Origin of the sequence: Methylophilus rhizosphaerae, assembly GCF_900100975.1 — a bacterium.
Classification (GTDB): domain Bacteria; phylum Pseudomonadota; class Gammaproteobacteria; order Burkholderiales; family Methylophilaceae; genus Methylophilus; species Methylophilus rhizosphaerae.
Genome location: NZ_FNFX01000005.1, coordinates 1 through 26,182 on the forward strand (window position 1 = coordinate 1; position 26,182 = coordinate 26,182).

Genomic DNA, 26,182 nt, shown 5'->3' on the forward strand with positions numbered 1-26,182 from the left:
GAGGGTATAAATAATTTTGTGTAAACGGTCATTTTGCAGGAAACTGCGCACGTACTTTTGGAGTAGAAATGACCGTATCAAAATCCCTGCCCAACGATCTGATTGATGGATTGTTGGGCAACTATAAAAAGCCTGAAGATTTAATTGGCGAGAATGGACTGCTCAAGCAGCTAACCAAAGCGCTGGTTGAACGTGCTCTTGAAGCAGAGATGGCAGATCACCTAGGCCACGATAAAAATGAGCCTGTGAAGAATGCCTCAGGCAACACCCGCAACGGTAAAAGTCGCAAGACGCTCAAAGGGGACTTTGGCGAACTACCGATTGAAATTCCCCGAGACCGCGCAGGTAGCTTCGAGCCACAACTGATTCCCAAACATCAAACCCGCTGGACGGGCTTTGATGACAAAATCATCTCCCTGTATGCCAGAGGTATGACAGTACGTGAGATTCAACAGCACTTGTCCGAAATGTACGGCACAGAGATTTCACCGACGTTAATCTCCAATGTCACTGATGCGGTGATTGATGAGGTCAAGCTGTGGCAGTCTCGCCCACTCGACAGTATCTACCCCATCGTCTATCTGGATTGCATCCATGTCAAAGTCAGAGATGCAGGCAGTGTACGTGCCAAAGCGGTGTACCTTGCCATCGGCGTTAACATGGACGGTCACAAGGAAGTCATGGGCTTATGGATCGCCCAGACTGAAGGGGCCAAGTTCTGGCTGGCCGTCGTCACCGAACTCAAGAACCGTGGCGTACAAGACATCTTCATTGCCTGCGTGGATGGATTAAAGGGTTTCCCGGAAGCGATTGAAACTGTCTACCCACAAGCTACTGTCCAGCTTTGTATCGTCCACATGGTGCGCAATAGCCTGAATTATGTGGGCTGGAACAAGCGTAAAGAGGTGGCGGCTGACCTCAAGCTGATTTACAGCTCTGCCACACTGGCTGAAGCTGAAATGGCGCTCATGGACTTTGAACATCAATGGGGTGAGGCTTATCCCTTAATCGCAAAATCCTGGCGCAGCAACTGGCAGCGCATTATTCCATTCTTTGACTATCCACCGGAAATCAGGCGAGTGATTTACACCACGAATGCGATTGAATCAGTGAACATGAGTCTGCGTAAGATCACCAAAAATCGCGGCTCATTTCCGAATGATGAATCACTGATTAAATTGTTCTATCTTGCCTTACAGAACATCAGTGAAAAGTGGTCTATGCCACTGCGAGATTGGAAACCTGCGCTAAACAGGTTTACCATACAGTTCGAGGACAGAATGCCTCGGCAGTAATCAACCGCCGTTTACACAAAATTCAGGACACCCTCGTCGGCTCACGACTACCACGACTCCATTTCACTATATAAGTCTCTACTCGCAGAATTTAAAAACCAACTCACTACAGAGTCAACAGTGAGACTTCATGCAACCACGACCCCTAGAGATATGATTTGGTATTTACTTCACTTTCTTTCAGAAGCGAAGATTTCAACCGAGTTTAGTTATTTTAGGCCACTAACTTACGGTAGTTATTTAAGTCGAGATGCCAAATCTCCCAACCTTGTTCTAAAGCGATCAGGCATTGCATATCCTGATCTCCCGACATGTATTCTAGTCCTATCTGGCTATGACGAAGAAAGGCTATCTCAGCTTAAGCAAAGATACGAGCCAAAGCTGATGTTAATTGGGCATCAAATTGGAGATCAGTTAGAAAATAAAGTAAGAAACGTATTTGGAGTTGAAGAGCCTACAGAGGCTGACATGTTTTTCGACTTTAACTGTTTTGATCCTTCTGACCAATCCGTACAACTCTTACGGGAAAAAATTGAGCCTATTACTAAATCTCATAATGTACTTGCTGCATCTTTGGGCCCTAAGCCTAGTGCATTAATTTTATTTAAATTGACAGAACTCATACCAGAAATTGGCCTTGTGTATATTGCTGCAAATGACTACAACATAGAATATTCGTCTGGGATTGATTTAACAAATCGCACTCTAAGCAAAGTTTTTTAAGCTGATGGACAGCGCCAAGGTGATATCAAAAGCAAACCGATGGAGATCAGCAATTACCTAAGAAATTCAGAACTAAATATTAGCTCCAACGATGACAAAACGGCTTCTATTGTTCGAAGCCGTTTTCATTTAGAACTTACCTAGAATTTAAAAATCTCAAATGCAATTATTCCGCATCCTTTTTAGATTTAAAACGATTGAACAACCCACAACGCACTTTCTCTTGTTCATCAGCTGTCATTGCTTCACTACCGCAATGTCTATGATGCCCATGACGCCCTCTGAATCCGCCAAAAAGAATTCTGCTTAGAATCAACAGCCCAACTGCGTGGCAGTAATCAATCGCATGAATGCCATCGGCTAATGACACGACTACGTGGTTCCACAACAGCATGACCACATACGATAACGCCGCGATGCAGACTACGGCTAACGCTGCGAATGCGGCACATTTACTTTTACAATTTTTCATTCATCTCTCCAATAATTTAGTCATTAATATGATTGGTAACTGGTTTGCAGCGCTTCCCGTAAGAAAGTGACTGCATACCTTTTTCTTGCTAATAAGGTGTTGATAGCAACACCGGTTTCTGCGGCAATTTGTTTGAAGCTTTTGCCATCTAACTCATGTGCGACAAATACTTGCCGCTGCTCAATCGGTAATTGATTAAGCGCTACTACGACCTGCTCAACTAACTGCTTTTTTTCATAAAGTGTTACAGGTGTTTCAGGTTCGATTGAAAGTATAGCTTCCAGCCATAGTGCATCGTCGCCTTCACTCTGTTCTAGTATGACTTCCTGCTTTTGCTTTCTAAAGCGATCAATAATGCGGTTTCTTGCGACACGGTATAACCACGCGCCGACTTGTTCGAGCGGCTCTGGTAGACGGTAAGCTGAAACAAACTCATAGAACACGTCCTGCAAAATATCATCTGCGTCACCGGCATTGGGGACGCTTTTGCGGATGAAATTCCGTAGCCTGGCTTTTTCTTTATTGAAGGTTTCTGTGATGACAGAATCTTGCTGTGCCATTCTTAGATTATTTTCTAAATGTATATCCATGCTGTGAAGACGTTTCACAACTGGAAATATTGTATGAACCCTGAAATATTTTTAAATAAAGTTTGAGCAGCATGCTTATTGCCACTCCGTTGGCGTGGTGCCTAGCCGTTTTGCAAATACGCGGCTGAATGCGGCTGAGCTTTGGTAACCAACTTGTGTGGCGATGCTTTTGAGTGGCTTGCCTTGCCTGATCAAGTTTTGTGCAATCGAGAGCCGCCAGTCAGTGAGGTAATCCAGCGGTGTGGTGCCTACCGTAGTTTTAAAGTTGGCGGCAAACCTGGCGCGTGACATGCCGGAGACATCTGCCAGGGTTTCCAGTGTCCACGGATGGGATGGATTCTCGTGCATCGCTTTGACTGCCAACGCCAAACGCGGCTCTGCCAATGCGGCGAAAATGCTTTGCTGCAACTGGCCGTTCTGAATCACATGTCGCAAAATCTGGATCAGGAAATATTCTGCCAGCCTATCCAGCGCGGGCTGCCGTCCCAAGTCTTGCGCAAACGCTTCATGAAACAATAACTGCAAGGTGGGTGCAATCTGCTGCATATTACTCAAGGGCACAATCACAAATTCGGGTAATGCTGTCGCCAGCGGGCTGCGCACTTTGGCACCAAGATCAATCATGGCGCATACCAGTTCACATGGCTCACCCGCCACAGGTGTGAGCACATGAATGGTCGGTTTGGGGAAGAACACTACACTGGACTGATCTATGCGGGCGAGCGGCTTGCCCCTGAACATCAGGTCGAGCTGGCCAGAGCGTAACAAATGAATATGGCCCAACTGCCCCGCCCCATCAAAATTCACTACCTGGCAAAGATCGCCGGTAAAAAATACCTGGGCTGAAAGCGAAATTTGATTCAACAAGGGCAATAACGGATCCAAACGATACTCCTAATCAACATAACGAGACCTTTGATAATCATGAGTATTGCATGATATCTCCAACGCACAAAGCGTCTTAATTAACCAAACAAGGAGATTCATCATGGCACGTATTCAAACCATTAACCGTGAAACTGCTAGCGCAGAAGTCAATGCAACACTGGATGCAGTGAAAGCCAAACTGGGCAAAGTGCCTAACTTGATTGCCACTTTGGCGCAGGCACCTGTTGCCTTAAACGCTTACCTGGGATTAAGCGAAGGTGTAACCAAAGGCCGCTTAACCGCAAAACAAAGAGAGTCACTGGCGTTGGCGATTGGTCAGGCTAATAGTTGCCAGTATTGCTTGTCTGCGCATAGCCTGATTGCCAGAGGCACAGGCCTGAATACTGAAGCGATTCAATCCGCACGCAAAGCTGAAGCAACAGATACGGTGACAGAAAGCTTGTTGAAACTGGCAGTTAAAATTGTGCAGCAGCGCGGTATTCTTGCCGATGCAGATATCGAAGAAGCACACGCAGCAGGTGTGGATGATGGCCTGATTCTGGAAGTGATTGCCCATGTGGCGTTAAACACATTGACCAACTACACCAACCACATTGCACAAACGGAAATTGATTTTCCAGTCGTCGCGGTTTAATGCATGAGATCAGGCCACCAGTGTGTGGCCTGATTATTTGTATAGCGTTAAGAAAGAAAGTCCTCTACTGCCTGGATAAACAGTTGCGGTTGTTCCGCATGCACCCAATGGTCTGTGGGCAGACTGACAAACTCTGCTCGGGGAAACTGCTGCTGAATCTCGACTATATCTTTCTGCCGCACATAATCACTGCGTTCACCGCGAATAAACAGGCACGGTTTTTCATAATGTGCTGGCAGGGCCGCCTGGAAATGAGCGTAGTTCGCCCGAAGCGCTGGCAAATTGATTCGCCAATGCAATTGCCCTTCTGTTTTCACCAGGTTGGTAAGCAAAAACTGGCGTACGGCAAGATTGGGAATAGCTGCTGCCAAAGCTTTATCGACCTCACCACGCGATTGCGCCTGACTTAAGTCTACGGCCTGCATCGCAGCGATCAATTGCGTATGTGCATCTGCATAGGCACGTATGCCCATATCCACCACAATGAGCTTGTTCACGCGTTGCGGGTATTGCGTGGCAAACTGCATGGCGACTTTGCCACCGAAGGAGTGGCCGAGCAGATGAATTTGATCTGCGCCCAGTGCGTTGAGGGTGTCTAGTAAATCGCCTGCCATTTCAGGATAAGTTTGCGTATCACTATGCGGCGAGCAGCCATGATTGCGCAGATCGACGCTGTTCACCTGGTAGTGCTGCGAAAAATACCTGGCGATAGCGCCCCAGTTATCGCCCGAACCGAATAATCCGTGCAGGAAGACCAGCGGCTGACCCTGGCCCAGGATTTGGTAATGTAATTGCATGGCGTGATTGAGAATGGATGAATTAGCGCTATGGTATACCAACGCGGGCGTGTTCCAGTCTGGCATTTAGCGCTTCACGTAGGAAAATCCGCGTCAGCCAAGTCTTACGCGAGTATCAGAATAGCTGGTCTACCTTCTGCCGGATGATTTTTGAATAATGAGGGCTCCATACACATAAATAAGGAAAGATCATGAAAAATGTATTCAAGTCTCTTTTACTGATCAGCGCGTTAGCTTTGCCTATGGCTGGTTTCGCCGCAGATGGTGATTCCGTGGGGACGAAAGTCGATGATGCGGTCATCACCACCAAAGTCAAAGCCGCATTTGCAAAAGATAAGGTGGTCAGCGCTACTGACATCAGCGTTGAAACTGATAGCAATGGCCTGGTGCAATTGTCCGGTCACGCCAAATCAAAAGCCGAAGCTGATAAAGCGGTGACTATTGCCAAAAGCGTCAAAGGCGTGACTGCCGTGAAAGACGAAATTGTGGTCGCCCAATAAGCACACCACCCATGATCTTGCCCATAGGAATCCCATGATTCCTATGGGTAGTTGCTTTCAATTTTTTGCCATGCCTGTCATTTAACGCATGGCTTCCCAACGCCCCACCCACATCCTCGTCGCCACAAACGCCATATCCCTGCGTGACATCCACCACGTTACAAGAGATTCCGCCGCAAGAGATAACTGCCGGATAATATGAAGTGAGGCTGAATAAAATCATGCCCGCACTAAAAATCACCGAGAATCGCCTACTCGTTAAATCGGATAGATGATCATCCGGCAGACTGGGATTATGAAAATGAAAAGCCCCCGCAATGCGGGGGCTTACGTTTACTGCAACCTCTGGATAGACTGTAACGCCAGTCTATCCAGCATCATTGTTCCAACTATTAAGCAAATGCCGCTGCGCCGACTTTCAGGCACTCTTCCGCGCACGCCCGGCAGGCTTCCGCGCATTGGCGGCAATGCGCCGTCGCATGCTGGCCGCATTCTTCGGCGCAGGCAGTACAGATTTCTGCACAATCCTGGCAGACCAGTTCAATAAAGTCACTGCCACGGGCAATAAAAGAAGCGGTCAGTCGGCAAAAATCCGCGCAATCCATATCCAGCTCAATACAGCTACGCATCATGGGCCTGGCCTCGCTCTCGCAGGCAATCGCACAGTTTTCACACGCTTCGGCGCACTTCTTGCACAACTCCATACAGTGTTTCAGGTTTTGCTTGGTCATGGTTCTCTCCGGGAATTATTCAATCTGACAAACACGCCTGCCTTTGCTGTATCACGTCATCACGCACAGGCAGGCGTTCAAACCGCTATGGCTGGCTCTGGTTGACATTGACGCCGCCGTCAGCAGGCTTCTCTTTCACCTTTTTGCTTTTTTCTATATTGCTGGCTTTGGAGCGTTTCTGGTCAGAAGGCTGGCGGCCAGTGGTAGTGTCAGTTGCGCCATTATTGTCTGGCTGGGATTCCAGGTAGTTACCGTTACCGGTGGAATCCGGCACCTGGTTTTTCTGCTGATGCGCGGGTGGGGGTGGCACCTCTGGTGCCGCCACCGCAAAAATGGAAACGCATGCAAATACACAGGCTAACATCGTGGATAATAATTTATTCATCGTATACTCCTTATCAGGTTGGAGAATGGCCTGCTACTCGCAGGCATGTGTTCATCCTACCCACCTCACTATGGGCTGTATGTAAGCACGCCTACGAATGTCATGTAGGAAGATATGGCCACATTAACTGTCTTCGTTACCGGTTGCCTGACCATGGCTGCGCACCCAGGCAATGACTTTCAGCAACTCATCAGGTGTGATGCCATTATTGGGATCAGTAGGATCCATCAAGCCTTTGCCCTTGGCACCCATGCCGCCATTGGTGCCGTTCCAGACGGTTTCAAACATGCCTTTGTTGGTCGCATCTTTGGCGTAATGATAATTAGGACCGGTCAGCGCGGGGCCGACCTGACCACCCGCATCAGGGCCGTGGCATTGAGTACAGGAATACAGCTGGAAGATTTTTTTACCTTCTTTAATGGCATCCTCTTTCCCGACATAAGGATTTTTACCACTCGCCAGAAATTCCTTGGCTGCCGGGGTATCAAACAATTCCGGCTTGATTTCCAAGGGTGAACCATCCTGGGTTTTTACAAATTTGATCGCTTCCCCACTGCTGGCAGTATCCCCGGCTGAGGCACTACTCCCCGACCCAGAGTCGCTTTTATGGCACGCTGTCAGGCTGACAAGCGTCAATATGGTGGCAAGGGCAAGTTTACGGTTCATAATCATTCTCCTTGAAATGTTCTCTTTAAAATTAATGAATGCCGGAATGATTATGAATAAACCCCAAAACATCGCCCATGTAACAATGACGGAAATTTCTGTAGGATTATTCGGACAGTAATCCTGAGCCCTGGCCAGTGCCTACCCAGACATTAAAGCTTGGCTGTATTTGTTGCCGGGATCTCCCCCCGGCCTAGCCATTGATAATTTCCCCGCCATTCGGGTGTATGACCTGCCCGGTCATATAAGAGGAGGACTGCCCGGCCAGGAAGACATAAGCCGGCGCAATTTCACTCGGCTGGGCCGGGCGCTTCAACGGCACCTGCAGGCCAAACTCGCTGACTTTCTGTTCATCAAAACTGGCGGGAATCAGCGGGGTCCATACCGGCCCGGGTGCGACTGCATTCACGTAAATATCCTTGTGCACCAGCTGCTTGGACAACGAGCGTGTGAAAGAGACCACCGCGCCCTTGGTGGCCGAGTAATCGAGCAACTCCGGGCTGCCACGATAGGCCGTGACAGAGGCGGTATTAATGATGTGGCTCTTTTTCGGCAAGTGCGGCAAAGCCGCTTTCACCAGGTAAAACATGGAGAAAATATTGATCCTGAAGGTATGCTCCAGCTGGCGCTGGCTGATTTCCATAATACTGGTTTGCGGATATTGCTGGGCTGCATTGTTGACCACGATATCCAGCTTGCCGAATTGCTGCAGGGTCTCCCGCACCGCCTGCTGGCAGAAGCGCTCATCGGAAACATCGCCCGGAATCAGCAGGCAGTGCCGCCCATAAGACTCGACCAACTGCCGGGTTTTCTGCGCATCTTCGTGTTCGTCCAGGTACACAACAGCGACATCCGCGGCTTCCACGGCAAAATGCACGGCGACGGCACGGCCAATACCACTGTCGCCACCGGTGATAATGGCCACCTTATCTTTCAGCTTCTCGCTGCCACTATAGTCCGCATCAATATAACAAGGCGTGGGAATCATCTCTTCTTCCAACCCCGGTTGAACCAATTGGTGCTGGGGCGGATTGATTTTTTCTTCAACGGTTTCCATAGATATTCTCCAGAAAATAAAGGGTGGATACCAGACAAAGGCCAGCAGGCCAGCCAGGTATTTCACGGTTGCGTCATCGCCGGGGCTGGCCTGCTACTTTTTCAGGTGGCCGTCATGCGTGTCACCGTTCACCGGATTTCCGGGTGTTTTCTCACGGTTGGGCAAGCCTTCTGCCGGCACTTCGGGCGGGATAACCACGCCGCGCTCATCCGGCGTTCGCGGCGGGACATTCACACTATCGGAATCGATATGGCAAGAGGGCTTTTGCGACGCTACAGAATCATCGCAGGGGGGAACTGCATTATTGACCGGCGGTTTTTTCGCCGGGGGCGCTGCCCAGGCAGTTGCCGTGCTACTCCCCAGCATGACCAACAGCAGGAAAATCAGTATTCTCATCTGTCTACTCCTTGAAAAAAGTACATAGATATCGTTGGCTACCCTTTGAATTCTAGGGTGCCGGGCAGGCACCCAGCATCGGCCCGCCACTGATTTGCATGTAGGAATGCGCGATTGCAAGCGCAACCTCGGGTGGAACAGGCATGGTTGCCGGAACATTCCATCGCGCGGCCAGCCAGCGCTTGCTTTGTCAGAGAGGTCTGACAAGACAATCAGTGCCTGACCTATGCCGGAAACAATGCATCATTTTTACACTGGCCTTTTTGAGCTTGCGCGCTCTGACCACTGAAGCACCGGCAGGAGATTTCCATGGAGTATTACTCAACTGACAATATGCAGCCTGGCAGTATGCCAGCTGAGTATGCATGGCCGCTGGGAGCGGTGGAGGAGCGAAGCAGCACCCTAAGAGCACACGCCATCCTGAACCGCTTGTTTCAGGGGTTTCCGGATGCATTTGCCATTCGGCTGTGGAATGGCGGCATACTGTCTGTAGGTGAAGGCGCGCCTGCGTTTACCTTCTGCCTGGAACAGGCACCGCTATTGCGTGACATGGGCTTGTTCATCGACCCCATGCGCCTGGTAGAAGCCTATATTGGCGGAGAGGTGCAGATCCTGGGGGATTTCAATGCCGCCATGCGCCTGCTTTATCACTTTGAGTCATTAGCGCTCTCCCTGCACGAAAAGCTGGGCATGGTATTCCGTGCCCTCATGCTGGCGGAACAGGATGATGACCTGCCGGCCTACCCGGAAAACGCTACGCCGCCCCAATCCACCTACCCCGCCACGACACTCAACTATGAAGCGCCTGCCGGTTTCTACCGTCTGTGGCTGGGCAAGCACATGTTGCATGCCTGTGCTTATTTTGGCGATGCCCGGCAGGATCTGGCGCAAGCGCAACACAACCAGTTGGACCTGGTATGCCTCAAGCTGCACCTGCAGCACGGGGACCATCTGCTGGATATAGGGGGCTGGGGAGAGTTCGCCTGCTGGGCCGCCCGGCATTACGGCGCGTTGGTGCATAGCCTCACATCAAGCCCGGCACAATATGCTGACGCCGTGGCAGAAGTCAAACGGCAGCGGCTGGAAAAACAGGTCCGCATCACGCTGGGAGACTATCGCGAATTGCAGGACATTCCCTGTTACGACAAAGTGGCCAATACCGCCATCCCTAGCCATGTGGGTCGGCAACACCTGCCTGCCTATCTTGCAAAAATGTACAACGTACTCAAGCCCGGCGGCCTGCTGCTGCATCACGGCGTCACCAGCGAAAGCCCGGGTTGGCAACACGAAATCTCTACCGCGCTCATTAATCAGCAGGTATTTCCCGATGGCGAGTTAGCGACATTACCCCAGCTGCAGCAAGCCATGCAGACTGCAAAATTCGAGATACTGAGTGTTGAAGGTTTGCGTCGTCACCAGGCGCTGACCTTGCACCGCTGGCTAGAGAACCTGGAACAACATCATTCACAAGTGACTGCGCTGGCAGGTGAGCGCACCTACCGCCTCTGGCGCTTGTGTATGGCCGCTTGCGCGATACAATTCGAGCAAGGGGTGACCGGCATCCATCAAATGCTTGTCGCGCGTCACTAACATGGTCACTTTTATTGCTGCAAAGGAGTCACGCGTGATGTCAATAAAGCCACGTCCGAACATCCACTTCCCGCTCATTCTCGCCACGGCATTGCTTGCCCTCAGTAGCTGTTCGCAGCCAGCAAAACTGCCGGAAGCCGCCGGCATAGGCCCTGACCCGGATTTATCCTCCTATAATCCGGGCTGGATACCGACGGTGAAAGTGGCAAAAGCCGTGGGATGGCCGGAAGGCAAAAAACCGCTATCAGCCCCCGGCACCAATGTAGTCGCGTTTGCCGAAGACCTGCATCATCCGCGCTGGCTGTATGAATTACCCAACGGCGATATCCTGGTGGCAGAAACCAACCACCATGAGAAACAGGAAGGGTTTAGCCTCAAAGGCTGGATTGCCAGCAAATTCATGAAAGACGGCGGCGCCAGCGCAGAAAGCATGAACCAGATCACCTTGTTGCGTGATACGGATGGTGACGGCGTCGCCGACGAACGGCATCTGTTTCTCAGCAATCTCCACTCGCCCTTTGGCATGGCACTGGTCGGCGATACGTTTTATGTCGCCAACGCGGATGCCCTGCTGAAATTCCCTTACCAGCAGGGGCAGACCGAAATCACCGCCGAAGGCACCAAAGTGACTGACCTGCCGGCAGAGCGCAATCATCACTGGACCAAAAATATCCTGCCCAATAAAGATGGCAGCAAAATTTATGTCACGGTCGGCTCCAACAGCAATGTCGGTGAAAATGGCATGGAAACTGAAAAAGAACGTGCAGCTATCTGGGAGGTGGAGCCGGCTTCCGGCAAACATAGCATCTATGCTTCCGGCCTGCGCAATCCCAACGGCATGGCATGGGAGCCTGATAGCGGTGATTTGTGGGTGGTGGTGAATGAACGTGATGAGCTCGGCAGCGATCTGGTGCCGGACTATATGACCTCGGTATCAGAAGGTGCATTTTATGGCTGGCCTTACAGCTATTACGGACAGCACGTGGATAATCGCATCCAGCCACAGCGGCCCGACCTGGTGGCCAAAGCCATCCCGCCGGATTATGCGCTGGGGTCGCATACCGCTTCCCTGGGCCTGGCGGCGGCCAGGGGCAACAACCTGCCGGCACAATTCAAGAATGGCATGTTTGTCGGCCAGCACGGCTCATGGAACCGTATTCCCTATAGTGGTTACAAGGTCATTTTTGTGCCGTTTGAAAGTGGCAAACCCACCGGCAAACCGATTGATGTGCTGACCGAATTCCTCAATGTCAACGGCGAAGCGCAAGGCCGCCCGGTCGGCGTGCTGGTGGACAAGCGGGGACATTTACTGGTCGCAGATGATGTTGGCAACGTCATCTGGAACGTCAAGGGAGGCGATAAGACTGCCAGCAATTAATGGTGTGTTGAATGCCTGCCGCAGATAACCATGCCACACGAGGAAAACTGCACTATATCCAGGATGCGACGCCCGGTTTCAGCCGACAGTGGCATCGCGGAAAATTCCGCTACCTGGATGCCCAGGGCCAGCCAGTGAAAGAAAGGCAGCAACTGAAGCGTATTGAAGCATTATCCATACCGCCCGCCTGGCAATCGGTATGGATATGCACCAGCGCCCAAGGTCACTTGCAGGCAACTGGCCGGGACAGCAAAGGCCGCAAACAGTACCTCTATCACCCGGCATGGCGGAAATTGCGTGAAGCAAAGAAATACGCACATATGATCGCATTTGGCCTGCAATTACCGCGCATCCGTCAACAGGTAGAAAGCGACCTGTCCAGCCCGGGGTTAAGCAGGCAAAAAGTATTGGCCATGCTGATTGATTTACTGGAAAACACCCTGATCCGGATTGGTAATGATGAATATACAAAAACCAACCAGTCGTTTGGGCTGACGACTTTGCGTCATCGCCATGTCGATATTCAAGGCAGCACCGTGATATTTCATTTCCGCGGCAAAAGCGGGGTAGAACATGCACTGACGTTACGTGATCGCCGGATGGCCCGCCTGATCCGCCACCTGCAGGAGTTGCCAGGCCAGGCGCTTTTCCAGTACGTGGATGAGCAAGGCCAGCGCCACGCCATCGGTTCCGCGGATGTGAATGACTATTTGCAGCAAATCACGCAAGGCAATTACACGGCAAAAGATTTCCGTACCTGGTTCGGTAGCCTGCACACCCTGCTGGCATTGAGTGAGTGCCCACCATGTGGTAACACAGCCGAAGCCAAAAAGAATATTGTGGCAGCGGTGCGTATCGCGGCAACCAGGCTGGGCAACACCCCGGCGATCTGCCGTAATAGCTATGTACATCCCCTGATTCTTGACCATTATTTGTCAGGAAGCTGTTTCGTACCCTTGACACATACAGAGGACCAGAAGAGCGCCGGACTCAGCACGGCGGAACAATATATGTTGAACCTGTTGCAGCGCAGCAATAAGCACAGGCAACCTGAGCGTGAGGCATGACATACTTCAGATGAAGCCGGTAATACCAGAAGTGTTACCGGCCCTCCTGAACTCAACTGGAGACGGACAAGAAATGATCAATACCTTATTAATCTATGGCCATGAATTAAGCCATTGCGCCTTGCGCGACCTGATGCAGGCCGATAGCACGCTGCACCTGGCAAAGGAGGCGGCAGATATTAGTGTGGCCATCCCCACGCTACGCGAGCAGGTATTCGACGTGGTCATACTGGATATTTCGGCACCCGAAAAAAATGGCCTGGAAACGTTCTGCGACCTGAAACAGGCCATCCCGCACCTTCCTATCCTGATTATTAATGGCAGTGAGCACGCAGGCCGCATGGCCAACTTTACCCGCCTGGGCTGCCAGGGCTATTTGTCTTACACCACCAGCAGTGAGCAAGTCATTCCTGCAATTAAATCCATTGCGCGCGGCGAGCCTTATGTGAGGCCGCAACCTGCTGCACCAGCCGCCCCGTGGCCCACGCCCCTGCCACATGACCGTTTGTCCCTGCGTGAGCTACAGGTATTTTTCAAACTGGTCAAAGGACAAACCGTGAATTCGGTGGCCGAAGAACTGTCGATTGCCCCTGGTTCGGTCAGCGTATTCCGCTCAAAAATCCTCAAGAAAATGAATGTGCATAACAATGCCGCACTGATTCATTATGCACTGACACATCACCTTATCCAGTAAGCATTACCGGCAAAGACTGGCTTGGCCAGTCCCCTCGTGATGGCCTATTAAAAGGTTTTCTTCACGGTAAATTGCAATTGCTCAATCGCTTCCCATGAAATCAGTGAACCGATGAGAATCACGGCAAATCCCAGGCCAGCGGTACAGACAATTGCCAGCGTCAGCGACCCCACCGCCCCGCGTTCACGGATACCGAAAATATATTTCACGCCGCGATACACCAGCGCAATAGAAATCAGTACGGCCACACCATGAATCACCACATTAAAGCTCAGGCTGGGCACCAGGTAAAAAAACGAGGTCAACCATAACGGTGTCGTGGCAATAGACATCATCAGCAGCGAGTCACGGAATCCCGGTTTGACATTGACCATTTCGGCCAGGTTTTGTGTAATCCAGGCCATAATCAGGATCACCCCGACTTGCAGGAACAGCAACTCGGCGCTAATGATCAGCAAACGGTTGCCGGGCAGGTTATCCATGAATAATTTCGGATAGTTGTGATAAAGCCTGAAATACATCATGAGGCAAGGAATAAGTGACAGTGGCAAGACATAAAACAGCAGCAACCGCAGGGCGCTGGGTTTTTCTGCCGTGAGTAATTTGGCTTCTGTGCTTCTGGGTGTGACGTAATAAAACAATCGAATGGGATTCATGATGACCTCCTGGTGCGGTGCAACTAATGTTGCAACTCATTGTTGCAACCCATGTTTCCGGCAGGCCTCACTATGGGAATCTGCCCAGTCGCCATTATGCGGTCTCCCCTGCGGCCCATCATTCGGCGGTATCTGATTCACGTGTAGGAAGAATCACCTTTTACCCGCCGCAGATTCCCACAAACGCCCCTCTCCCCAGAATTTGCGCGGTCACTGACAGGGAAATCAGTGGATTCCTACAGCCTCATCATACTGCCCTGCTTAAAATCAATGGCTCAATAACGCCTATCAATATAAAGGAGAGTCAGATGCCGGACTGGCTGGCTGCGCAGACATTGCTTGGAATCCCGCTATATGAATGGTTGTATGCCGCCCTCATTTCTGCGGTCATTTACCTGGTGCTGTACAATCTCTGGCAGATCAGCATCAAAAAACTATCCGGCATTGCACAACGCACCGCCACCCGGCTGGATGATGTCGTGCTGGAGGTGCTGCAAGGCACGCACCAACTGACCATTCTGCTGCTTTCCCTCCTGTTCGGCCTGCATGTGCTGGAACTTCCCCTTAAATGGGAAACCCGTTTGGATCATGTCTCGTTTATTGTGATCGGCATTCAGGTGGCAGTGTGGCTGAACAGGGGCGTGGGTATCTGGGCCCGTGACCATATCGCCGCCATCAATGGCCCGACGCCCGCGGTCAATCCTGTCATTACCTCGGTACTGTCCTGGATTTTCCGTATCGCGATCTGGTCTGTCCTGCTGTTAACCATCCTGGCCAATGTGGGCATCAATATCACGGCCTTCGTCGCCAGCCTGGGAGTAGGCGGTGTCGCGGTGGCGCTGGCTGTACAGAATATTCTCGGCGACCTGTTTGCCTCGCTGGCCATTGGCCTGGACAAGCCGTTCGAAGTGGGCGATTTTATTGTATTTGGCGAGGTCGCCGGTGCGATTGAACGCGTGGGCCTGAAAACGACGCGTATCCGCAGTATCAGTGGTGAACAGATTATCTGCAGCAATACCGAGTTGCTAAAAAATACCATACACAACTACAAGCGTATGGAGGAGCGCCGCGTGGTGTTTAACTTCAATGTCAATTACGCCACGCCGCCCGACATGATTGCGCAGATTCCGGGCATTGTGCGTCAAGCGATTGAATCCTTCGACAACACGCGGTTTGACCGTTCTCATTTCAAGGAATTTGGTGCCAGCGCACTGGTGTTCGAAACCGTTTATTTCATTACCACGACGGACTTCAACCTGTTTATGGATATCCAGCAGGCAGTCAACCTTTACCTCATGAAAGAATTCCATGCACATAAGGTCTTGTTTGCCTTTAATACCATGACACTGAATGTCCCTGATCTACAACCTGACAATAGCCATACCGGGCTTAACGGTAGTTCTGGCGAGTCGACGACAGGCAAACGACAGCAAGCCAAGCATTAACCCTCACACGCAGATAAAGTAATTCTGACAAGGTTTTACGACCTGTCCGATGCCACGCTTTTCCGCCACGCACTATACTGGAACTGCGATTTAATCATCAACTTTCAGGAGAACGACATGGCAGACAATGACGATATCATTTCCACCTTAAATGACTTGATTGAAGTCTCAAAAGACGGGGAGGAAGGTTTCCGCAGTTCAGCGGAAAATGTAGACGATCCCCGCCTGAAAGAATTTTTCCTGCGCCGCTCGCAGGAAGTGGGCGCCAGCGTACGCGAGCTACAAGACCTGGTACGTTCCCTGGGGGGTGAACCGGCAGCTTCCAGCTCGATTGGTGGCGCCCTGCACAGGCGCTGGATTGATATCAAAACCGCCTTTACCAGGAACGATACAGTGGCGGTATTGAACGAGACGGAACGCGGTGAGGATGTCGCGTTGAACGCCTATCGTAAAGCGGCAGAGCAGGACTTGCCTACCCATGTCAGGTTTGTGGTGGTACGCCAGCTGGAAGGTGCCAAACGCAATCATGACCAGGTAAAACAATTACGTAACGCTTTTCGCGCCGAGGCAGCCATACATTAAATCATACGCACAAAAAAAGCCCCTCAGCCTGAGGGGCTTTTTTATGCCTGGTTAATGCCTGGCTGCCGTGACCTGGCAAGCCGCCTCATCGGCTCCCCAGTCCTCTTTCACTTGCGATAACGTACGGTTAACCTTTACACGGCCGCCTTCGGTAGAGATCACCCAACTTAGCGGAATATAGTGATGCGTGCCGGAAGCATCTTTTTTCAGCTTGATCACATCCGGGCCGACCAGATGGTCAACTTCGGCAAACTGTTCTGCCCCGGTGGTAATCACTGGCATATCATTTTTAATTTCCTTGGCATCAATCATTGCGTGCTCTCCATGAAAATAGTTAGAAGTAGTGTCATTGTGCAAGCTCGCCAGGTTCCACACTAGGCAGTGCTGGCTGAATCCGGTGTAGGAATCCATAACCGTGCCCGGACTTGCCAACAAGATTGACTGACAGAAAAATCGTTAAATATCCTACGGTATTGGCTAGCAGGATTGGCCTAAGATAGACTCATACAGATAAGCCCATAGGCTGGCAGCAGCCATTGGCCGTTGCCCAATGATTTATTCGGACGTGAGGAGGAGATGTAATGGCCCTATTTTATGTCAGTGCCAGCAAACCAAAAGCAGACCTGCCGTTCTGGACTTCCAGCGTCATCGCGCAAGATATGGAAGAAGGCTACCGGATTGGCAAAGCACGTTTCGAAGCGGAGAATCCGGATCTGGATAGTGCGGATTACACCATTGTGGCCACTGGTGACCCGATAGAGCAATCCCTTGCGCCCTGAATGGCAGACTCACCTTGCAAACGGCACCAGGGAAAACATGAGAGAAACCCATCCGCGCCACATACAGGGATGGAAAAAAAGCGCTGCTTTTAACCGCTTCAAGCAGGCGTTAGAAACAACAAACCCGGCACGTGGCCGGGTTTATCTTGATGCAAATGAAGATAATACAAGTGAAGCGTGAATTATTTATTCATCACGTACATGGTTACTTCAAAACCGAAACGCATTTCAGTCGCAGCTGGTTTAGTCCACATAATATTCTCCTTGATTGGGTGAGGAGCGCATCACTTGATGCATCTCGTTAGGATTGATAATACGCACCCCCAAGGCAAAAAGCTTGCGTAGCACCCGTAAAAAACACTCATGATTTTACGTAACCAGTATTTCATGGCAAAGGTAAAATCCGTCAAAAAACACATTTAACTTATTGATTAATATTGTTTTATTTTAAAACCATCTTGAATTGCATCTGCAATAGTGACACTAGTTAAGCGCTACATTATTTTCACCTGCATCCTCTTCCATTCTTCAATAATCATATTTCAGGTTTGATTATTTCATCTTAATTTTTATTAGTTTCCTTTGGGTACTGCCTGTTTTGTGTTGATCCGCGTTAACCCAAGGTGGAACGGTCATAGCGAGCGCGGGAAGACCCGCCGAAGCTACATACAAGAACCGGGGCTGAGTGTTCGAACGATCGCAGCACGAAGGAGTGTGTCTGTCCTGCCACGAGAGGATGCAACGCAAACCGGAGACTGTGCAGACTTGACAAGGCAAACAGTGAGCGAGCTCTCTTAGGCCTGGGAACGCGGCGAAAACTGTCTCCATCTAATGGGCAAGCGCACGAGATCTGCGCCTATATCGTAAACAGTTTTCTGAAGATGCTCTATGTCAAATACTCGTCAACCAGTGTGCGCCGTTTCACCATGCCGGTGATTGCCGTTGGGCTCTGCTCCGGCTCTAAGCGTGGTGCCCATTGCGACTTTCCCAGACAAATTCGAACAATAACAAAAGCAGCTAAGAGGAGTTCTTCAGATAGCTTGTTTAACACAACCATCACTTTCCAGGAGAAAAATTATGTTTAGTTATACCCTCATCGTACTTGTCATCGCAGCGGTTGGTGGATTAGTGCTTGCCGCTCATGTTTTGCGTGGTCAACTTGCCCCTTGGCCTCTATCGCTCATTCATGCCCTGTTTGGCGCAACAGGTTTGATTCTGTTAATCATCTTGCTGCTTCAGGGTAACGCCTCGCAAAAAGTGATCATTGGTTTTGTTTTACTACTCATTGCGGCCTTGGGTGGTTTTTTCCTGGCTTCGTTTCATTTGCGTAAAAAATTACCTCCGAAAGCAGTGGTTATTATTCATGCAGGCGTTGCGGTTGCAGGCTTTCTCACCCTGGCAAGTATTCTGTTATGAAACAAAATCACCCATTGCATCCTGCGCTAGTGCACTTTCCCATTACGTGCTGGTCGCTGGCCGCAGTGGCTGATTTTGCCAGTTTATGGCCAGGCGATAATACATGGCATTGGTCTGCGGGCCTGCTGGCAATCGGTTGTGGCATGGCTGTTATAGCCATGCTTGCGGGCCTCCTGGAGCTATCTTATGTTCCTGAAGGCCCTGCGATGCACACCACATACTGGCATATGGGATTGATGCTGGCAGCCTGCGCCTTGTTTAGTGCACGATTGTTATTGAGATTGGAAAACTTTCAATCCATGCAACCGAATGCAGTTTCATTGATACTGGATAGTTTCGGTTTGAGTGCATTGCTATTCGGAGGGTGGTTGGGAGGTAAATTGGTTTATCACCACAATGTAAGGCGACTCACCAAATAAATAGTCGCCAACTTTACGAACAAGAGAAAGTGTTATGTTAATGCAATTAAAATCAAAAACCGATCAAGAAATGCCAGGCCCGGTCGTTTCTGAGCGGATTCGCCAGAGAATTATTAATGCGGGAGAGCGCTTTAATTCCAATGACAATATCTCGGCGTTCATTCAAGAGGGTGAATTGGATGAGATGCGCCTTGAAGTCGAGCATCAACTGCAAGGTGTTTTGCGCGCACTGGTGATTGATACGCAAAATGACCACAACACCATCGATACCGCAAAGCGTGTTGCCAAGATGTTTGTGCAAGAGGTGTTTCGCGGGCGTTATGAAGCGCCTCCGGTGGTTACGACATTCCCTAACGTATCTGGGCTCAATGAGTTAATGGTGATTGGCCCCATTGCCGTACGTAGTGCATGCTCACACCATTTATGCCCGATGATGGGCAAAGTGTGGATCGGCGTTCTTCCCAATGCTTTGTCTAATTTGATTGGCCTTTCCAAATTTTCACGACTGACTGAATGGGTAATGACCAGACCGCAGATTCAAGAGGAGGCGATAGTGATGCTGGCCAATGAACTAGAGCAAAAAATCTACCCGAACGGATTAGCCATTGTGATGGAGGCCAATCACTTCTGCATGCATTGGCGTGGGGTTAAAGACAATGATATTTTGATGCGCAATTCAGTGATGCGAGGCGCTTTTTTAAAGGATCCGGCTTTACGAAGTGAGTTCTTGAGCCTGATCGGCAATAAAAGCCCATCATGTTGAAGGGCAGATAATCAAACGCTTACCAAAAGACATGATATTTGCTAACGAACAGGAGTGAGTGATGCGTACAGAAAAAAGTATGCTTAACCAGCGTCATCAGCTGGCGCAAGAAACTAAGCCTTTTATGAACATGCTCCGCCACGCGGCACACGTCCATTCATCACAGTCCTTAGCGTTACTGCGCGCCGGTCGCCGCCTCGAAGACACCGTTCTCATTGATATGCTTCAGGTGCATGAGGATAGTGGTGTATTTTCATGAGAATATCTACCACGCCAGAAGCCGAGCTCGTTGCCCGGGCAGCAACTGGTGATGCGCAGGCTTTTGAAACGATCATGCGTCGTCATAATCAATTATTGTTTCGTACGGCAAGAGGCATCCTGAAAAGCAATGAAATAGCCGAGGAAACGTTACAAGATGCCTATCTGCGAGCTTGGCAAGCCCTGAGGGAGTTTCGTGCCGATGCCAAACTTTCAACCTGGCTTGTACGCATCGTCGTCAACGAAGCCTTAGGTCGCTTGCGACGCAAGAGAGCCGAGATTATTCCCCTGGAGGTGGCTATGACTATGCCTGATCCTGAAATTCAAGCTGCTTTGACGGCCAGTTCTCATGAAACACCGGAGCATCAAACTCAACGTGTCCAATTGCGCGGAATCCTGGAGTCGCGGATTGATATGTTACCCGATGCATTCCGTACCGTATTCATACTTCGTGCTGTGGAAGAGATGGAAGTGCCCGAAGTAGCACAAGCGCTCGGAATTCCTGAAGCAACCGTGCGTACGCGCTTTTTCCGCGCGCGCAGCCTACTGAGAGAAGGTCTAGCCGGCGCTGTCGACACGGCCCTGCTTGATGCGTTTTCCTTCGATGGTGTGCGCTGCGATAGAATTGTTTCAGCAGTGTTGGCGCGTGCCAGCAAACTAAATTTTATTTAATGACGGTGCAAATTCCTACCAATCAGTATGAAAACTGTATTTCCGCTAGCGCTGGCGCACACCAAGCTCAGCGTGAATCAACCAGTCAGCATTTGATTTCTGGAAGTTGCGGGAATGTTTGGCGTACTATTTTTTCCTGGCAAAGCAGCAGAAACTTTAACCAATCGCTGGGATTCGGCTACAGATTCGTAATGTCATCTCTACTTGATGGCAAAACTGCTTTTAACCACAACCAGCCAGCCATGGCCGAAAACAATGAACCGGTCAGGATAGCCATCTTGGCAAGCTGAATCACTGCATCCTGGCCATCAAACGCCAGGTTGGTGATAAAAATGGACATGGTAAAGCCGATACCGCCCAGCATGCCGACACCGACAATATGGCCCCAGCGCAATTGGGATGGCAAGGCACATATCCGGGTCAATACAGCCAGCCAGGCGGCCAGCGTGATCCCGATCGGCTTGCCCAGCAGCAGGCTGATGATGATGCCGAAGCTGTAGGAATGGGAAAATAGCGCTGGCAAGCTTTGCGGAGTGATCTGCAAGCCGGTGTTGGCAAAAGCGAACACCGGCAGGATCAGGAAAGCGACCGGCCATTGCAGCGCTTTTTCCACCATATGCGAAAGTGAGCCGTGCGTGTGGCTGAAGGGAATCACAAATGCCAGCGCCACCCCGGCCAGCGTAGGATGCACGCCGGACTGCAGGGTCAGCCACCACATGACTGCCCCACCCAGCAGATAGGGGGTCAGCGACCACACTCGCAGTCGATTGAACAGGTATAGTGCCGCCAGCACCACCAATGCCGCCGCGAGGTAGTGAAGCGACAGCGAGGCTGCATAAAATACCGCAATCATGATGGCAGCCCCCAGGTCATCTATCACCGCCAGGGTCACCAGGAATACTTTGAGCGAGGCAGGCACCCGCGCGCCCAGCACCGATAACACGCCCAGGGCGAAGGCAATGTCCGTTGCCATCGGGATACCTATGCCAGCCTGGTATGGCGACCCCTGGTTGAATTGCCAGAACATCCAGGCTGGCACCAGCATGCCGCCGATGGCTGCAATCGCTGGCAATAAAGCATGGTTAAGGCTGGACAGTTCACCCACCATCAGCTCACGCTTGAGCTCAAGGCCGATCAGCAGGAAAAAAACCGCCATCAGACCATCGTTGACCCACGCTTCCAGGCTCAAGTGCAACCAGTGGCGATGCCAAAACAAATGATAGTGTGGCGCAAACGCACTATTCGCTATCAACAGGGCCAGTAAGGTGGCCAGCAAAAGAAGGAAACTACTGGCCTGCGAAGAAGCAAAGAAGCGTTGTACTATCTGACGAAATGAACACATGGATAATGAAATTTCCAATAGCGCCAATATTGGCTGGCATGCACAGGGCTACTCGCCAATGGCAAAGCCGATGCCGAACATGGTTTGTGCCTGATTGTAATCCAGCAATGATACGCCGTAACCACTGGCCAGCATGGCATAGAACTTGACACTCTCACTTTTTAACGGCTTGTACTGCACATCGAATTTTACATAACCTTTGTTATCGCTGCGCAAGTTGTTACGTAAAGTCACACTGGCTGCCGTGTTATTGGCTTCATTTTCCCAGCGCAAGGTCATGTCGCCATAACCCATGTATTTACTGATATCCGGATTGTCATCGTCCGACTTGCTTTCCGGCACCCGCCACCATGGCCGGAATAACAGGCTGTAACGGTCATTCAGTTGCCAGCCGCCTTGCAGGTAAATCCGGTTCCAGCTACGCGAGAGCGGCTCGGAGCGGCCATTGGATTCATGCACCATCCCCAGATTGAGCATATCCGGCAGTGCCGCCCATTGCTTGGGTTCACCAGGCTTGTTCAAGCCAAGCGACAAAATAAGCTCGGGTGAATAATTGTGGTCGCGCATGGGCCGGGACTCGCCCTGGTTATAGACCTGCCAGAAAGACTGCTGGGTATAAGCCCCCCACAGGCGTGCACTGTGTACCCACCGGTTTTCCGGCAACCAGTCAGATAAATTCAGCAGCTGGGTTTTCAGGCTGATTTGGAAATGCAGGTCGTTATGGCTTAAGTCCCTGTCCTGCGTATTGGGCCGGGAGGGCGATGTCGGCACCTCATTGGGGTTACTGGAGTAACTTGCGACGAGATAATTGAGCTGATGCGTTTCCAGGTCGGTGAAGTGCAATTCATCGTCCGCATTCAAATGCCATTTGCGTGCCAGGTAAGCGGTCCTGGCGCCCACCGCCTGCACCAGCTTCTCCTGCCCGGCAGAAAGCATCGGCGCAGCTACCTCGGCGGGGGCATAATGTTCGGCCACCTGGTCGAAACACACCAGACGACGACTGGCATCGTCGGCAAACTCCGTCTGGCAGGTGTGCAGTGCAGTTTGCATATCGCTGGTGGTTGCTGCATGTGCCACACCAATCAGCATAAAAAGAAGGATGGCACTGCGCAATGATATTCTTAGCATACGATTTCCTTATTGCTCGCTCACTGCCGCACGTCAATCACGGCGCGGGTCACACACGGGGATTAAGGGGCAGGATTCATCATGGTCAAATGCAGGTGTTCAATTTCGCGCAATACCTCTTCACTCAGGTGCACGGTATACGCGGCAATATTTTCCTGCAATTGGGTCATATTGGTCGCACCGATAATGGTAGTCCCCATAAACCAGCGGTGATAGACGAAACTCAGTGCCATCTGGGCAGGCGTGAGGCCATGTGCACGCGCCAGTTTGGCGTAGGCCGCAGAAGCCGCGGGCACACCCGGTTTCTTGTAGCGTTGGGCATAGCCCAGGTACAAGGTGACCCGGCCCTGCGCATTGGTTTTTTCAACATATTTTCCGCTCAGGTGGCCGAATGCCAGCGGCGAGTAGGCAGCCAGGCTGATACGCTCGCGATACAGGACTTCTGCCATGCCGAACTCCAGGCCACGGTTCATGAGGTTATAGCAGTTCTGTAATACGGCGATACGTGGCAGGCCTTGTTCACGCGCCACGCGCAGGAACTCCATCACTCCCCACGGCTGTTCATTGCTGAGGCCGATGGCACGAATTTTCCCCTCCCGGATCAGTTCAGCCATCACTTCCAGCTGGGTCTGGACAGGTACCCAAGCAATAGGCTGGCCGCTCCCATCCAGCTCTGCTGCCGGATCAAACTGGTACTGGCCGAACATCGGCACATTACGCTCCGGCCAGTGCAGGTAAAGCACATCCAGGTAATCTGTCTGCAAGCGTTTGAGGCTGTCATGCACGGCCTGGCGGATATTGGCCCTGTCCATGCCACTGGGGCCGCCGCGGATCCAGTCCATGCCCCGGCGGGGCCCGGCCACCTTGCTAGCCAGCACGAAGCGGTCACGCGATTGTTTTTTAATCCAGTGGCCCAGTATGGTTTCAGTACGTGTCGCCGTTTCCGCCCGTGGCGGCACCGGGTACATTTCTGCGGTATCAATGAAATTGATCCCTTGCGCCAGTGCAAAATCCAGTTGGTTTTCAGCCTCTTCCTGGGTATTCTGGTCACCAAAGGTCATGGTTCCCAAGGTTATTCTAGAGACACAGAGACCACTGTCTCCGAGATAGGTCTTATCCATCAATGTAACACCTGTTTTTCTGTGGGTTCTTGCATTACGATGCTGGAAACAGCCCCGGGTTCCTTTTGCGCGCTCAAAAGCCAGCCGGCATCTTTGCTTGCTATTTGCAACATGCGGCTGATCGCCAGCACCACCTCTTTATTTAACCCCATATTCACGTTTGCGCCCCCCTCACACACCAGCTGCATATGATGCAGCTGATCGTTAATCGAGACAAACCTGACCTCAATGGCTAATAATGCCGGCCCGATCGACGAAGCACGTTGCTGGTAAGCGGTATCAAAATCCAGTGTATCCAGTCCATGCACCGCTTCCGCCTCCTGCGCAAACTGACGCGTCGCTTCTGCCGGGGAAGGCATGTCTGCCAGTCTCGCCTGCGCGGGGGCTACCGGTAAATGCGCCTCCTGGTTTAACACGGAGAACATCTGCCGCACCAGGCGATACGTCAGCCAGACGCGGACTTCCTGGTCCTGGTTAATGGCCGTTTTCAGCAGCAACCGGTCCTGGTGACGGTCATAGGACAAGTTAATCTGCTGGACGGATTGCTGTGCCATCATTCAAACACCTTCTGTAGAGTTCATTAATAGCATACCCTGTCACCGGTCCTCCGCCTACAAAAAAATGGCTTGGCGCCGCGCACGGTGCAGCGGCCACCCGATACATTCCGATACAAAAAGGACTGTGTCGAACGGATAATCTTGATTATGCTTGTGTCTTAGTGGTTAAGCATATTCGTAATTGTTGGAGATATCACAATGAAAATAAAACACCTGTTACTCACCAGCCTGCTGGCCGGCCTGTGCCTGGCTAGCCAGTTGGCCCAGGCACACCCGCCAGGGCCGCGCTGGCACGGGGGTGTCGGCGTGTATTTCGGTTCGCCTTATCCATTCCACGCTTACCCGTACGGGTATCCCTATGGCTACCCGTATGCCTATGGTCCGCCACCCGTGATCATTGCCCAGCCACCACAACCGCAGGTATACATCGAACAGGGCAGTGGCGCCACCGCGCCTGCCCAGGTCGCTCCACCTGCAGCCAGTGCAGGCAACAACAACGCACAAGGCTACTGGTACTACTGCGAGCAAGCGGATGGCTACTATCCTTACGTCAAGGAATGTCCGGCCGGATGGAAACAAGTGACACCGTCACCACCAGCCAGTTCAGCCAAATAAGCGACCGGGATCAAGTACACTATGATGAAATCTACGCTTCCCCTCCTTGCCGGCTGCCTGCTGATCGCGGGTTGTGCAACGACGCCCACGGGCCCCAGCAGCATGGCCCTGCCAGGCACAGGTAAGGATTTTAACCAGTTCAGGACCAGTGACCTCTCCTGTCGTAATTACGCCTTGACGCAAATTGGCGGCCAAACCGTGAACCAGCAATATGACGCCAGCCTGGCAAAAACTACAGCAGTGGGCACAGTGGTCGGCGCAGCGATCGGTGCCGCCGCAGGTGGCGGTGAAGGCGCAGCCATAGGGGCCGGCATGGGTGCACTGTCAGGCGGTGCCATTGGCGCCAATGCGGCGGCTGAAAGCGGCGGCAATGCCCAGCAGAAATATGATAATGCCTATTATCAATGCATGTATGCGGAAGGACACCGCATCCCGGTGCCGGCCAGCATGGCAAGAACGTATTCACAGGGTGCTGCCCCAGCCACCAGCACCCCTGGTAATTACCCGCCCCCTCCTCCACCGCCAGGTTATCCACGCTAAACAAAAACAGGCCGCACTATTCGCGG

35 protein-coding genes are annotated in these 26,182 nt (G+C 51.4%); 19 read left to right on the forward strand and 16 right to left on the reverse strand.

What is annotated here, in order from left to right:
* Nucleotides 1-68 precede the first annotated feature (68 nt).
* Nucleotides 69-1,295: an IS256 family transposase gene (locus BLP53_RS11750; RefSeq protein WP_091470242.1), complete on the forward strand. Its 1,227-nt coding sequence runs from the start codon at nucleotides 69-71 to the stop codon at nucleotides 1,293-1,295.
* 153 nt (nucleotides 1,296-1,448) lie between these two features.
* The gene (locus BLP53_RS11755) at nucleotides 1,449-2,018 is read left to right on the forward strand and encodes a hypothetical protein (RefSeq protein ID WP_091472384.1); all 570 of its coding nucleotides are present in this window, start codon (nucleotides 1,449-1,451) and stop codon (nucleotides 2,016-2,018) included.
* A 166-nt stretch (nucleotides 2,019-2,184) separates the two neighbouring features.
* Here the strand turns inward: BLP53_RS11755 and BLP53_RS11760 are convergent, their stop codons facing one another.
* From BLP53_RS11760 to BLP53_RS11770, 3 genes are all read right to left on the reverse strand, one after another.
* The gene (locus BLP53_RS11760) at nucleotides 2,185-2,490 is read right to left on the reverse strand and encodes a hypothetical protein (RefSeq protein WP_091472385.1); all 306 of its coding nucleotides are present in this window, start codon (nucleotides 2,488-2,490) and stop codon (nucleotides 2,185-2,187) included.
* A 23-nt stretch (nucleotides 2,491-2,513) separates the two neighbouring features.
* Entirely contained in the window at nucleotides 2,514-3,050 is a 537-nt protein-coding gene (locus BLP53_RS11765) for an RNA polymerase sigma factor (protein ID WP_245652828.1), read from the reverse strand.
* Nucleotides 3,051-3,155: 105 nt separating this feature from the next.
* Nucleotides 3,156-3,965 (reverse strand): AraC family transcriptional regulator, encoded by an 810-nt coding sequence (locus BLP53_RS11770; RefSeq protein ID WP_091472387.1) that lies wholly within the window; start codon nucleotides 3,963-3,965, stop codon nucleotides 3,156-3,158.
* Nucleotides 3,966-4,068: 103 nt separating this feature from the next.
* Here BLP53_RS11770 and BLP53_RS11775 point away from each other — a divergent pair, with 103 nt between their 5' ends.
* Complete coding sequence (locus BLP53_RS11775; protein WP_091472388.1) at nucleotides 4,069-4,602, forward strand: carboxymuconolactone decarboxylase family protein; 534 nt, start codon at nucleotides 4,069-4,071, stop codon at nucleotides 4,600-4,602.
* A 47-nt stretch (nucleotides 4,603-4,649) separates the two neighbouring features.
* On the opposite strand, the gene BLP53_RS11780 is transcribed toward BLP53_RS11775, so the two are convergent.
* On the reverse strand, nucleotides 4,650-5,465 hold the full coding sequence (locus BLP53_RS11780) for an alpha/beta fold hydrolase (protein ID WP_245652830.1): 816 nt from the start codon (nucleotides 5,463-5,465) through the stop codon (nucleotides 4,650-4,652).
* A gap of 125 nt (nucleotides 5,466-5,590) precedes the next feature.
* Between BLP53_RS11780 and BLP53_RS11785 the strand changes: the two genes are divergently transcribed.
* Nucleotides 5,591-5,899: a BON domain-containing protein gene (locus BLP53_RS11785; protein ID WP_091472390.1), complete on the forward strand. Its 309-nt coding sequence runs from the start codon at nucleotides 5,591-5,593 to the stop codon at nucleotides 5,897-5,899.
* 392 nt (nucleotides 5,900-6,291) lie between these two features.
* Here BLP53_RS11785 and BLP53_RS11790 read toward each other — a convergent pair whose 3' ends face one another.
* The 5 genes from BLP53_RS11790 to BLP53_RS11810 all read right to left on the reverse strand — a co-directional run bounded on the left by BLP53_RS11790 (nucleotide 6,292) and on the right by BLP53_RS11810 (nucleotide 9,134).
* Nucleotides 6,292-6,630, reverse strand: a complete 339-nt coding sequence (locus BLP53_RS11790; RefSeq protein ID WP_091472391.1) for a four-helix bundle copper-binding protein — start codon at nucleotides 6,628-6,630, stop codon at nucleotides 6,292-6,294.
* Nucleotides 6,631-6,715: 85 nt separating this feature from the next.
* A complete protein-coding gene (locus BLP53_RS11795; protein WP_176755293.1) occupies nucleotides 6,716-7,015 on the reverse strand; it encodes a hypothetical protein in 300 nt (99 codons plus the stop codon).
* A 123-nt stretch (nucleotides 7,016-7,138) separates the two neighbouring features.
* Nucleotides 7,139-7,681 carry a c-type cytochrome gene (locus BLP53_RS11800; RefSeq protein WP_091472392.1) on the reverse strand — a complete coding sequence of 181 codons (543 nt, stop codon included), beginning with the start codon at nucleotides 7,679-7,681 and terminating at the stop codon, nucleotides 7,139-7,141.
* 193 nt (nucleotides 7,682-7,874) lie between these two features.
* A complete protein-coding gene (locus tag BLP53_RS11805) occupies nucleotides 7,875-8,738 on the reverse strand; it encodes an SDR family oxidoreductase (protein WP_091472393.1) in 864 nt (287 codons plus the stop codon).
* A 93-nt stretch (nucleotides 8,739-8,831) separates the two neighbouring features.
* On the reverse strand, nucleotides 8,832-9,134 hold the full coding sequence (locus tag BLP53_RS11810) for a hypothetical protein (protein ID WP_245652831.1): 303 nt from the start codon (nucleotides 9,132-9,134) through the stop codon (nucleotides 8,832-8,834).
* A gap of 309 nt (nucleotides 9,135-9,443) precedes the next feature.
* On the opposite strand from BLP53_RS11810, the gene BLP53_RS11815 reads away from it, so the two are divergent.
* From BLP53_RS11815 to BLP53_RS11830, 4 genes are all read left to right on the forward strand, one after another.
* Nucleotides 9,444-10,724, forward strand: coding sequence for an SAM-dependent methyltransferase (locus tag BLP53_RS11815; RefSeq protein ID WP_091472394.1), 1,281 nt, complete (start codon nucleotides 9,444-9,446; stop codon nucleotides 10,722-10,724).
* Between the two features lie 37 nt (nucleotides 10,725-10,761).
* Nucleotides 10,762-12,102, forward strand: a complete 1,341-nt coding sequence (locus BLP53_RS11820) for a PQQ-dependent sugar dehydrogenase (RefSeq protein ID WP_091472948.1) — start codon at nucleotides 10,762-10,764, stop codon at nucleotides 12,100-12,102.
* Between the two features lie 11 nt (nucleotides 12,103-12,113).
* Nucleotides 12,114-13,169, forward strand: a complete 1,056-nt coding sequence (locus BLP53_RS11825; protein WP_091472395.1) for a DNA topoisomerase IB — start codon at nucleotides 12,114-12,116, stop codon at nucleotides 13,167-13,169.
* 73 nt (nucleotides 13,170-13,242) lie between these two features.
* On the forward strand, nucleotides 13,243-13,863 hold the full coding sequence (locus tag BLP53_RS11830; protein WP_091472396.1) for a LuxR C-terminal-related transcriptional regulator: 621 nt from the start codon (nucleotides 13,243-13,245) through the stop codon (nucleotides 13,861-13,863).
* 47 nt (nucleotides 13,864-13,910) lie between these two features.
* Here BLP53_RS11830 and BLP53_RS11835 read toward each other — a convergent pair whose 3' ends face one another.
* Nucleotides 13,911-14,519: a YIP1 family protein gene (locus BLP53_RS11835; RefSeq protein WP_091472397.1), complete on the reverse strand. Its 609-nt coding sequence runs from the start codon at nucleotides 14,517-14,519 to the stop codon at nucleotides 13,911-13,913.
* A gap of 308 nt (nucleotides 14,520-14,827) precedes the next feature.
* Between BLP53_RS11835 and BLP53_RS11840 the strand changes: the two genes are divergently transcribed.
* Both BLP53_RS11840 and BLP53_RS11845 read left to right on the forward strand, forming a co-directional pair.
* On the forward strand, nucleotides 14,828-15,964 hold the full coding sequence (locus tag BLP53_RS11840; RefSeq protein WP_091472398.1) for a mechanosensitive ion channel family protein: 1,137 nt from the start codon (nucleotides 14,828-14,830) through the stop codon (nucleotides 15,962-15,964).
* Between the two features lie 117 nt (nucleotides 15,965-16,081).
* The gene (locus BLP53_RS11845; RefSeq protein WP_091472399.1) at nucleotides 16,082-16,546 is read left to right on the forward strand and encodes a PA2169 family four-helix-bundle protein; all 465 of its coding nucleotides are present in this window, start codon (nucleotides 16,082-16,084) and stop codon (nucleotides 16,544-16,546) included.
* Between the two features lie 51 nt (nucleotides 16,547-16,597).
* Here the strand turns inward: BLP53_RS11845 and BLP53_RS11850 are convergent, their stop codons facing one another.
* Nucleotides 16,598-16,957, reverse strand: a complete 360-nt coding sequence (locus tag BLP53_RS11850) for a DUF2171 domain-containing protein (RefSeq protein WP_245652832.1) — start codon at nucleotides 16,955-16,957, stop codon at nucleotides 16,598-16,600.
* 170 nt (nucleotides 16,958-17,127) lie between these two features.
* Between BLP53_RS11850 and BLP53_RS11855 the strand changes: the two genes are divergently transcribed.
* Together BLP53_RS11855 and BLP53_RS13700 are read left to right on the forward strand one after the other, a co-directional pair.
* Nucleotides 17,128-17,325 (forward strand): hypothetical protein, encoded by a 198-nt coding sequence (locus BLP53_RS11855; RefSeq protein WP_091472401.1) that lies wholly within the window; start codon nucleotides 17,128-17,130, stop codon nucleotides 17,323-17,325.
* A 37-nt stretch (nucleotides 17,326-17,362) separates the two neighbouring features.
* A complete protein-coding gene (locus tag BLP53_RS13700) occupies nucleotides 17,363-17,506 on the forward strand; it encodes a hypothetical protein (RefSeq protein WP_176755294.1) in 144 nt (47 codons plus the stop codon).
* 1 nt (nucleotide 17,507) lies between these two features.
* Here BLP53_RS13700 and pqqA read toward each other — a convergent pair whose 3' ends face one another.
* A complete protein-coding gene (gene pqqA, locus BLP53_RS13880) occupies nucleotides 17,508-17,579 on the reverse strand; it encodes a pyrroloquinoline quinone precursor peptide PqqA (protein ID WP_081624291.1) in 72 nt (23 codons plus the stop codon).
* An 823-nt stretch (nucleotides 17,580-18,402) separates the two neighbouring features.
* Here pqqA and BLP53_RS11865 point away from each other — a divergent pair.
* From BLP53_RS11865 to BLP53_RS11885, 5 genes are all read left to right on the forward strand, one after another.
* Nucleotides 18,403-18,741, forward strand: coding sequence for a hypothetical protein (locus BLP53_RS11865; protein ID WP_091472402.1), 339 nt, complete (start codon nucleotides 18,403-18,405; stop codon nucleotides 18,739-18,741).
* On the forward strand, nucleotides 18,738-19,160 hold the full coding sequence (locus tag BLP53_RS11870) for a DUF2231 domain-containing protein (protein ID WP_091472403.1): 423 nt from the start codon (nucleotides 18,738-18,740) through the stop codon (nucleotides 19,158-19,160). Before BLP53_RS11865 ends, BLP53_RS11870 begins: the two co-directional genes overlap by 4 nt.
* Before the next feature lie 34 nt (nucleotides 19,161-19,194).
* Nucleotides 19,195-19,923, forward strand: a complete 729-nt coding sequence (gene folE / locus BLP53_RS11875) for a GTP cyclohydrolase I (RefSeq protein WP_091472404.1) — start codon at nucleotides 19,195-19,197, stop codon at nucleotides 19,921-19,923.
* 61 nt (nucleotides 19,924-19,984) lie between these two features.
* Nucleotides 19,985-20,182, forward strand: coding sequence for a hypothetical protein (locus tag BLP53_RS11880; RefSeq protein WP_091472405.1), 198 nt, complete (start codon nucleotides 19,985-19,987; stop codon nucleotides 20,180-20,182).
* Nucleotides 20,179-20,853, forward strand: a complete 675-nt coding sequence (locus tag BLP53_RS11885) for an RNA polymerase sigma factor (RefSeq protein WP_091472406.1) — start codon at nucleotides 20,179-20,181, stop codon at nucleotides 20,851-20,853. The genes BLP53_RS11880 and BLP53_RS11885 overlap by 4 nt, the downstream gene beginning before the upstream one ends.
* 178 nt (nucleotides 20,854-21,031) lie before the next feature.
* Here the strand turns inward: BLP53_RS11885 and nhaA are convergent, their stop codons facing one another.
* The 4 genes from nhaA to BLP53_RS11905 form a co-directional block, all read right to left on the reverse strand.
* Nucleotides 21,032-22,195: a Na+/H+ antiporter NhaA gene (gene nhaA, locus BLP53_RS11890; RefSeq protein WP_091472407.1), complete on the reverse strand. Its 1,164-nt coding sequence runs from the start codon at nucleotides 22,193-22,195 to the stop codon at nucleotides 21,032-21,034.
* Between the two features lie 48 nt (nucleotides 22,196-22,243).
* Nucleotides 22,244-23,323 (reverse strand): phospholipase A, encoded by a 1,080-nt coding sequence (locus BLP53_RS11895; protein ID WP_091472408.1) that lies wholly within the window; start codon nucleotides 23,321-23,323, stop codon nucleotides 22,244-22,246.
* Between the two features lie 62 nt (nucleotides 23,324-23,385).
* Nucleotides 23,386-24,444, reverse strand: coding sequence for an aldo/keto reductase (locus BLP53_RS11900; RefSeq protein ID WP_091472409.1), 1,059 nt, complete (start codon nucleotides 24,442-24,444; stop codon nucleotides 23,386-23,388).
* Nucleotides 24,444-25,001 carry a hypothetical protein gene (locus BLP53_RS11905; protein WP_245652833.1) on the reverse strand — a complete coding sequence of 186 codons (558 nt, stop codon included), beginning with the start codon at nucleotides 24,999-25,001 and terminating at the stop codon, nucleotides 24,444-24,446. Before BLP53_RS11905 ends, BLP53_RS11900 begins: the two co-directional genes overlap by 1 nt.
* Nucleotides 25,002-25,199: 198 nt before the next feature.
* Here BLP53_RS11905 and BLP53_RS11910 point away from each other — a divergent pair, with 198 nt between their 5' ends.
* The gene (locus BLP53_RS11910) at nucleotides 25,200-25,616 is read left to right on the forward strand and encodes a hypothetical protein (RefSeq protein ID WP_091472410.1); all 417 of its coding nucleotides are present in this window, start codon (nucleotides 25,200-25,202) and stop codon (nucleotides 25,614-25,616) included.
* Between the two features lie 21 nt (nucleotides 25,617-25,637).
* Nucleotides 25,638-26,156 carry a YMGG-like glycine zipper-containing protein gene (locus BLP53_RS11915; RefSeq protein WP_091472411.1) on the forward strand — a complete coding sequence of 173 codons (519 nt, stop codon included), beginning with the start codon at nucleotides 25,638-25,640 and terminating at the stop codon, nucleotides 26,154-26,156.
* Nucleotides 26,157-26,182: the final 26 nt, after the last annotated feature.

Coding starts and splice junctions, on each gene's coding strand:
- BLP53_RS11835 (WP_091472397.1), bottom strand. CDS start 14,519: ATGAATCCCATTCGATTGTTTTATTACGTCACACCCAGAAGCACAGAA.
- BLP53_RS11825 (WP_091472395.1), top strand. CDS start 12,114: ATGCCTGCCGCAGATAACCATGCCACACGAGGAAAACTGCACTATATC.
- BLP53_RS11750 (WP_091470242.1), top strand. CDS start 69: ATGACCGTATCAAAATCCCTGCCCAACGATCTGATTGATGGATTGTTG.
- BLP53_RS11855 (WP_091472401.1), top strand. CDS start 17,128: ATGGCCCTATTTTATGTCAGTGCCAGCAAACCAAAAGCAGACCTGCCG.
- BLP53_RS11850 (WP_245652832.1), bottom strand. CDS start 16,957: ATGGATTCCTACACCGGATTCAGCCAGCACTGCCTAGTGTGGAACCTG.
- BLP53_RS11900 (WP_091472409.1), bottom strand. CDS start 24,444: ATGGATAAGACCTATCTCGGAGACAGTGGTCTCTGTGTCTCTAGAATA.
- BLP53_RS11800 (WP_091472392.1), bottom strand. CDS start 7,681: ATGAACCGTAAACTTGCCCTTGCCACCATATTGACGCTTGTCAGCCTG.
- BLP53_RS11790 (WP_091472391.1), bottom strand. CDS start 6,630: ATGACCAAGCAAAACCTGAAACACTGTATGGAGTTGTGCAAGAAGTGC.
- BLP53_RS11765 (WP_245652828.1), bottom strand. CDS start 3,050: ATGGCACAGCAAGATTCTGTCATCACAGAAACCTTCAATAAAGAAAAA.
- BLP53_RS11910 (WP_091472410.1), top strand. CDS start 25,200: ATGAAAATAAAACACCTGTTACTCACCAGCCTGCTGGCCGGCCTGTGC.
- BLP53_RS13700 (WP_176755294.1), top strand. CDS start 17,363: ATGAGAGAAACCCATCCGCGCCACATACAGGGATGGAAAAAAAGCGCT.
- BLP53_RS11830 (WP_091472396.1), top strand. CDS start 13,243: ATGATCAATACCTTATTAATCTATGGCCATGAATTAAGCCATTGCGCC.
- BLP53_RS11845 (WP_091472399.1), top strand. CDS start 16,082: ATGGCAGACAATGACGATATCATTTCCACCTTAAATGACTTGATTGAA.
- BLP53_RS11895 (WP_091472408.1), bottom strand. CDS start 23,323: ATGCTAAGAATATCATTGCGCAGTGCCATCCTTCTTTTTATGCTGATT.
- BLP53_RS11805 (WP_091472393.1), bottom strand. CDS start 8,738: ATGGAAACCGTTGAAGAAAAAATCAATCCGCCCCAGCACCAATTGGTT.
- BLP53_RS11885 (WP_091472406.1), top strand. CDS start 20,179: ATGAGAATATCTACCACGCCAGAAGCCGAGCTCGTTGCCCGGGCAGCA.
- BLP53_RS11865 (WP_091472402.1), top strand. CDS start 18,403: ATGTTTAGTTATACCCTCATCGTACTTGTCATCGCAGCGGTTGGTGGA.
- BLP53_RS11840 (WP_091472398.1), top strand. CDS start 14,828: ATGCCGGACTGGCTGGCTGCGCAGACATTGCTTGGAATCCCGCTATAT.
- folE (WP_091472404.1), top strand. CDS start 19,195: ATGTTAATGCAATTAAAATCAAAAACCGATCAAGAAATGCCAGGCCCG.
- BLP53_RS11815 (WP_091472394.1), top strand. CDS start 9,444: ATGGAGTATTACTCAACTGACAATATGCAGCCTGGCAGTATGCCAGCT.
- BLP53_RS11795 (WP_176755293.1), bottom strand. CDS start 7,015: ATGAATAAATTATTATCCACGATGTTAGCCTGTGTATTTGCATGCGTT.
- BLP53_RS11820 (WP_091472948.1), top strand. CDS start 10,762: ATGTCAATAAAGCCACGTCCGAACATCCACTTCCCGCTCATTCTCGCC.
- BLP53_RS11915 (WP_091472411.1), top strand. CDS start 25,638: ATGATGAAATCTACGCTTCCCCTCCTTGCCGGCTGCCTGCTGATCGCG.
- BLP53_RS11785 (WP_091472390.1), top strand. CDS start 5,591: ATGAAAAATGTATTCAAGTCTCTTTTACTGATCAGCGCGTTAGCTTTG.
- BLP53_RS11870 (WP_091472403.1), top strand. CDS start 18,738: ATGAAACAAAATCACCCATTGCATCCTGCGCTAGTGCACTTTCCCATT.
- BLP53_RS11760 (WP_091472385.1), bottom strand. CDS start 2,490: ATGAAAAATTGTAAAAGTAAATGTGCCGCATTCGCAGCGTTAGCCGTA.
- BLP53_RS11775 (WP_091472388.1), top strand. CDS start 4,069: ATGGCACGTATTCAAACCATTAACCGTGAAACTGCTAGCGCAGAAGTC.
- BLP53_RS11880 (WP_091472405.1), top strand. CDS start 19,985: ATGCGTACAGAAAAAAGTATGCTTAACCAGCGTCATCAGCTGGCGCAA.
- nhaA (WP_091472407.1), bottom strand. CDS start 22,195: ATGTGTTCATTTCGTCAGATAGTACAACGCTTCTTTGCTTCTTCGCAG.
- BLP53_RS11780 (WP_245652830.1), bottom strand. CDS start 5,465: ATGCCAGACTGGAACACGCCCGCGTTGGTATACCATAGCGCTAATTCA.
- BLP53_RS11755 (WP_091472384.1), top strand. CDS start 1,449: ATGATTTGGTATTTACTTCACTTTCTTTCAGAAGCGAAGATTTCAACC.
- BLP53_RS11905 (WP_245652833.1), bottom strand. CDS start 25,001: ATGATGGCACAGCAATCCGTCCAGCAGATTAACTTGTCCTATGACCGT.
- BLP53_RS11810 (WP_245652831.1), bottom strand. CDS start 9,134: ATGAGAATACTGATTTTCCTGCTGTTGGTCATGCTGGGGAGTAGCACG.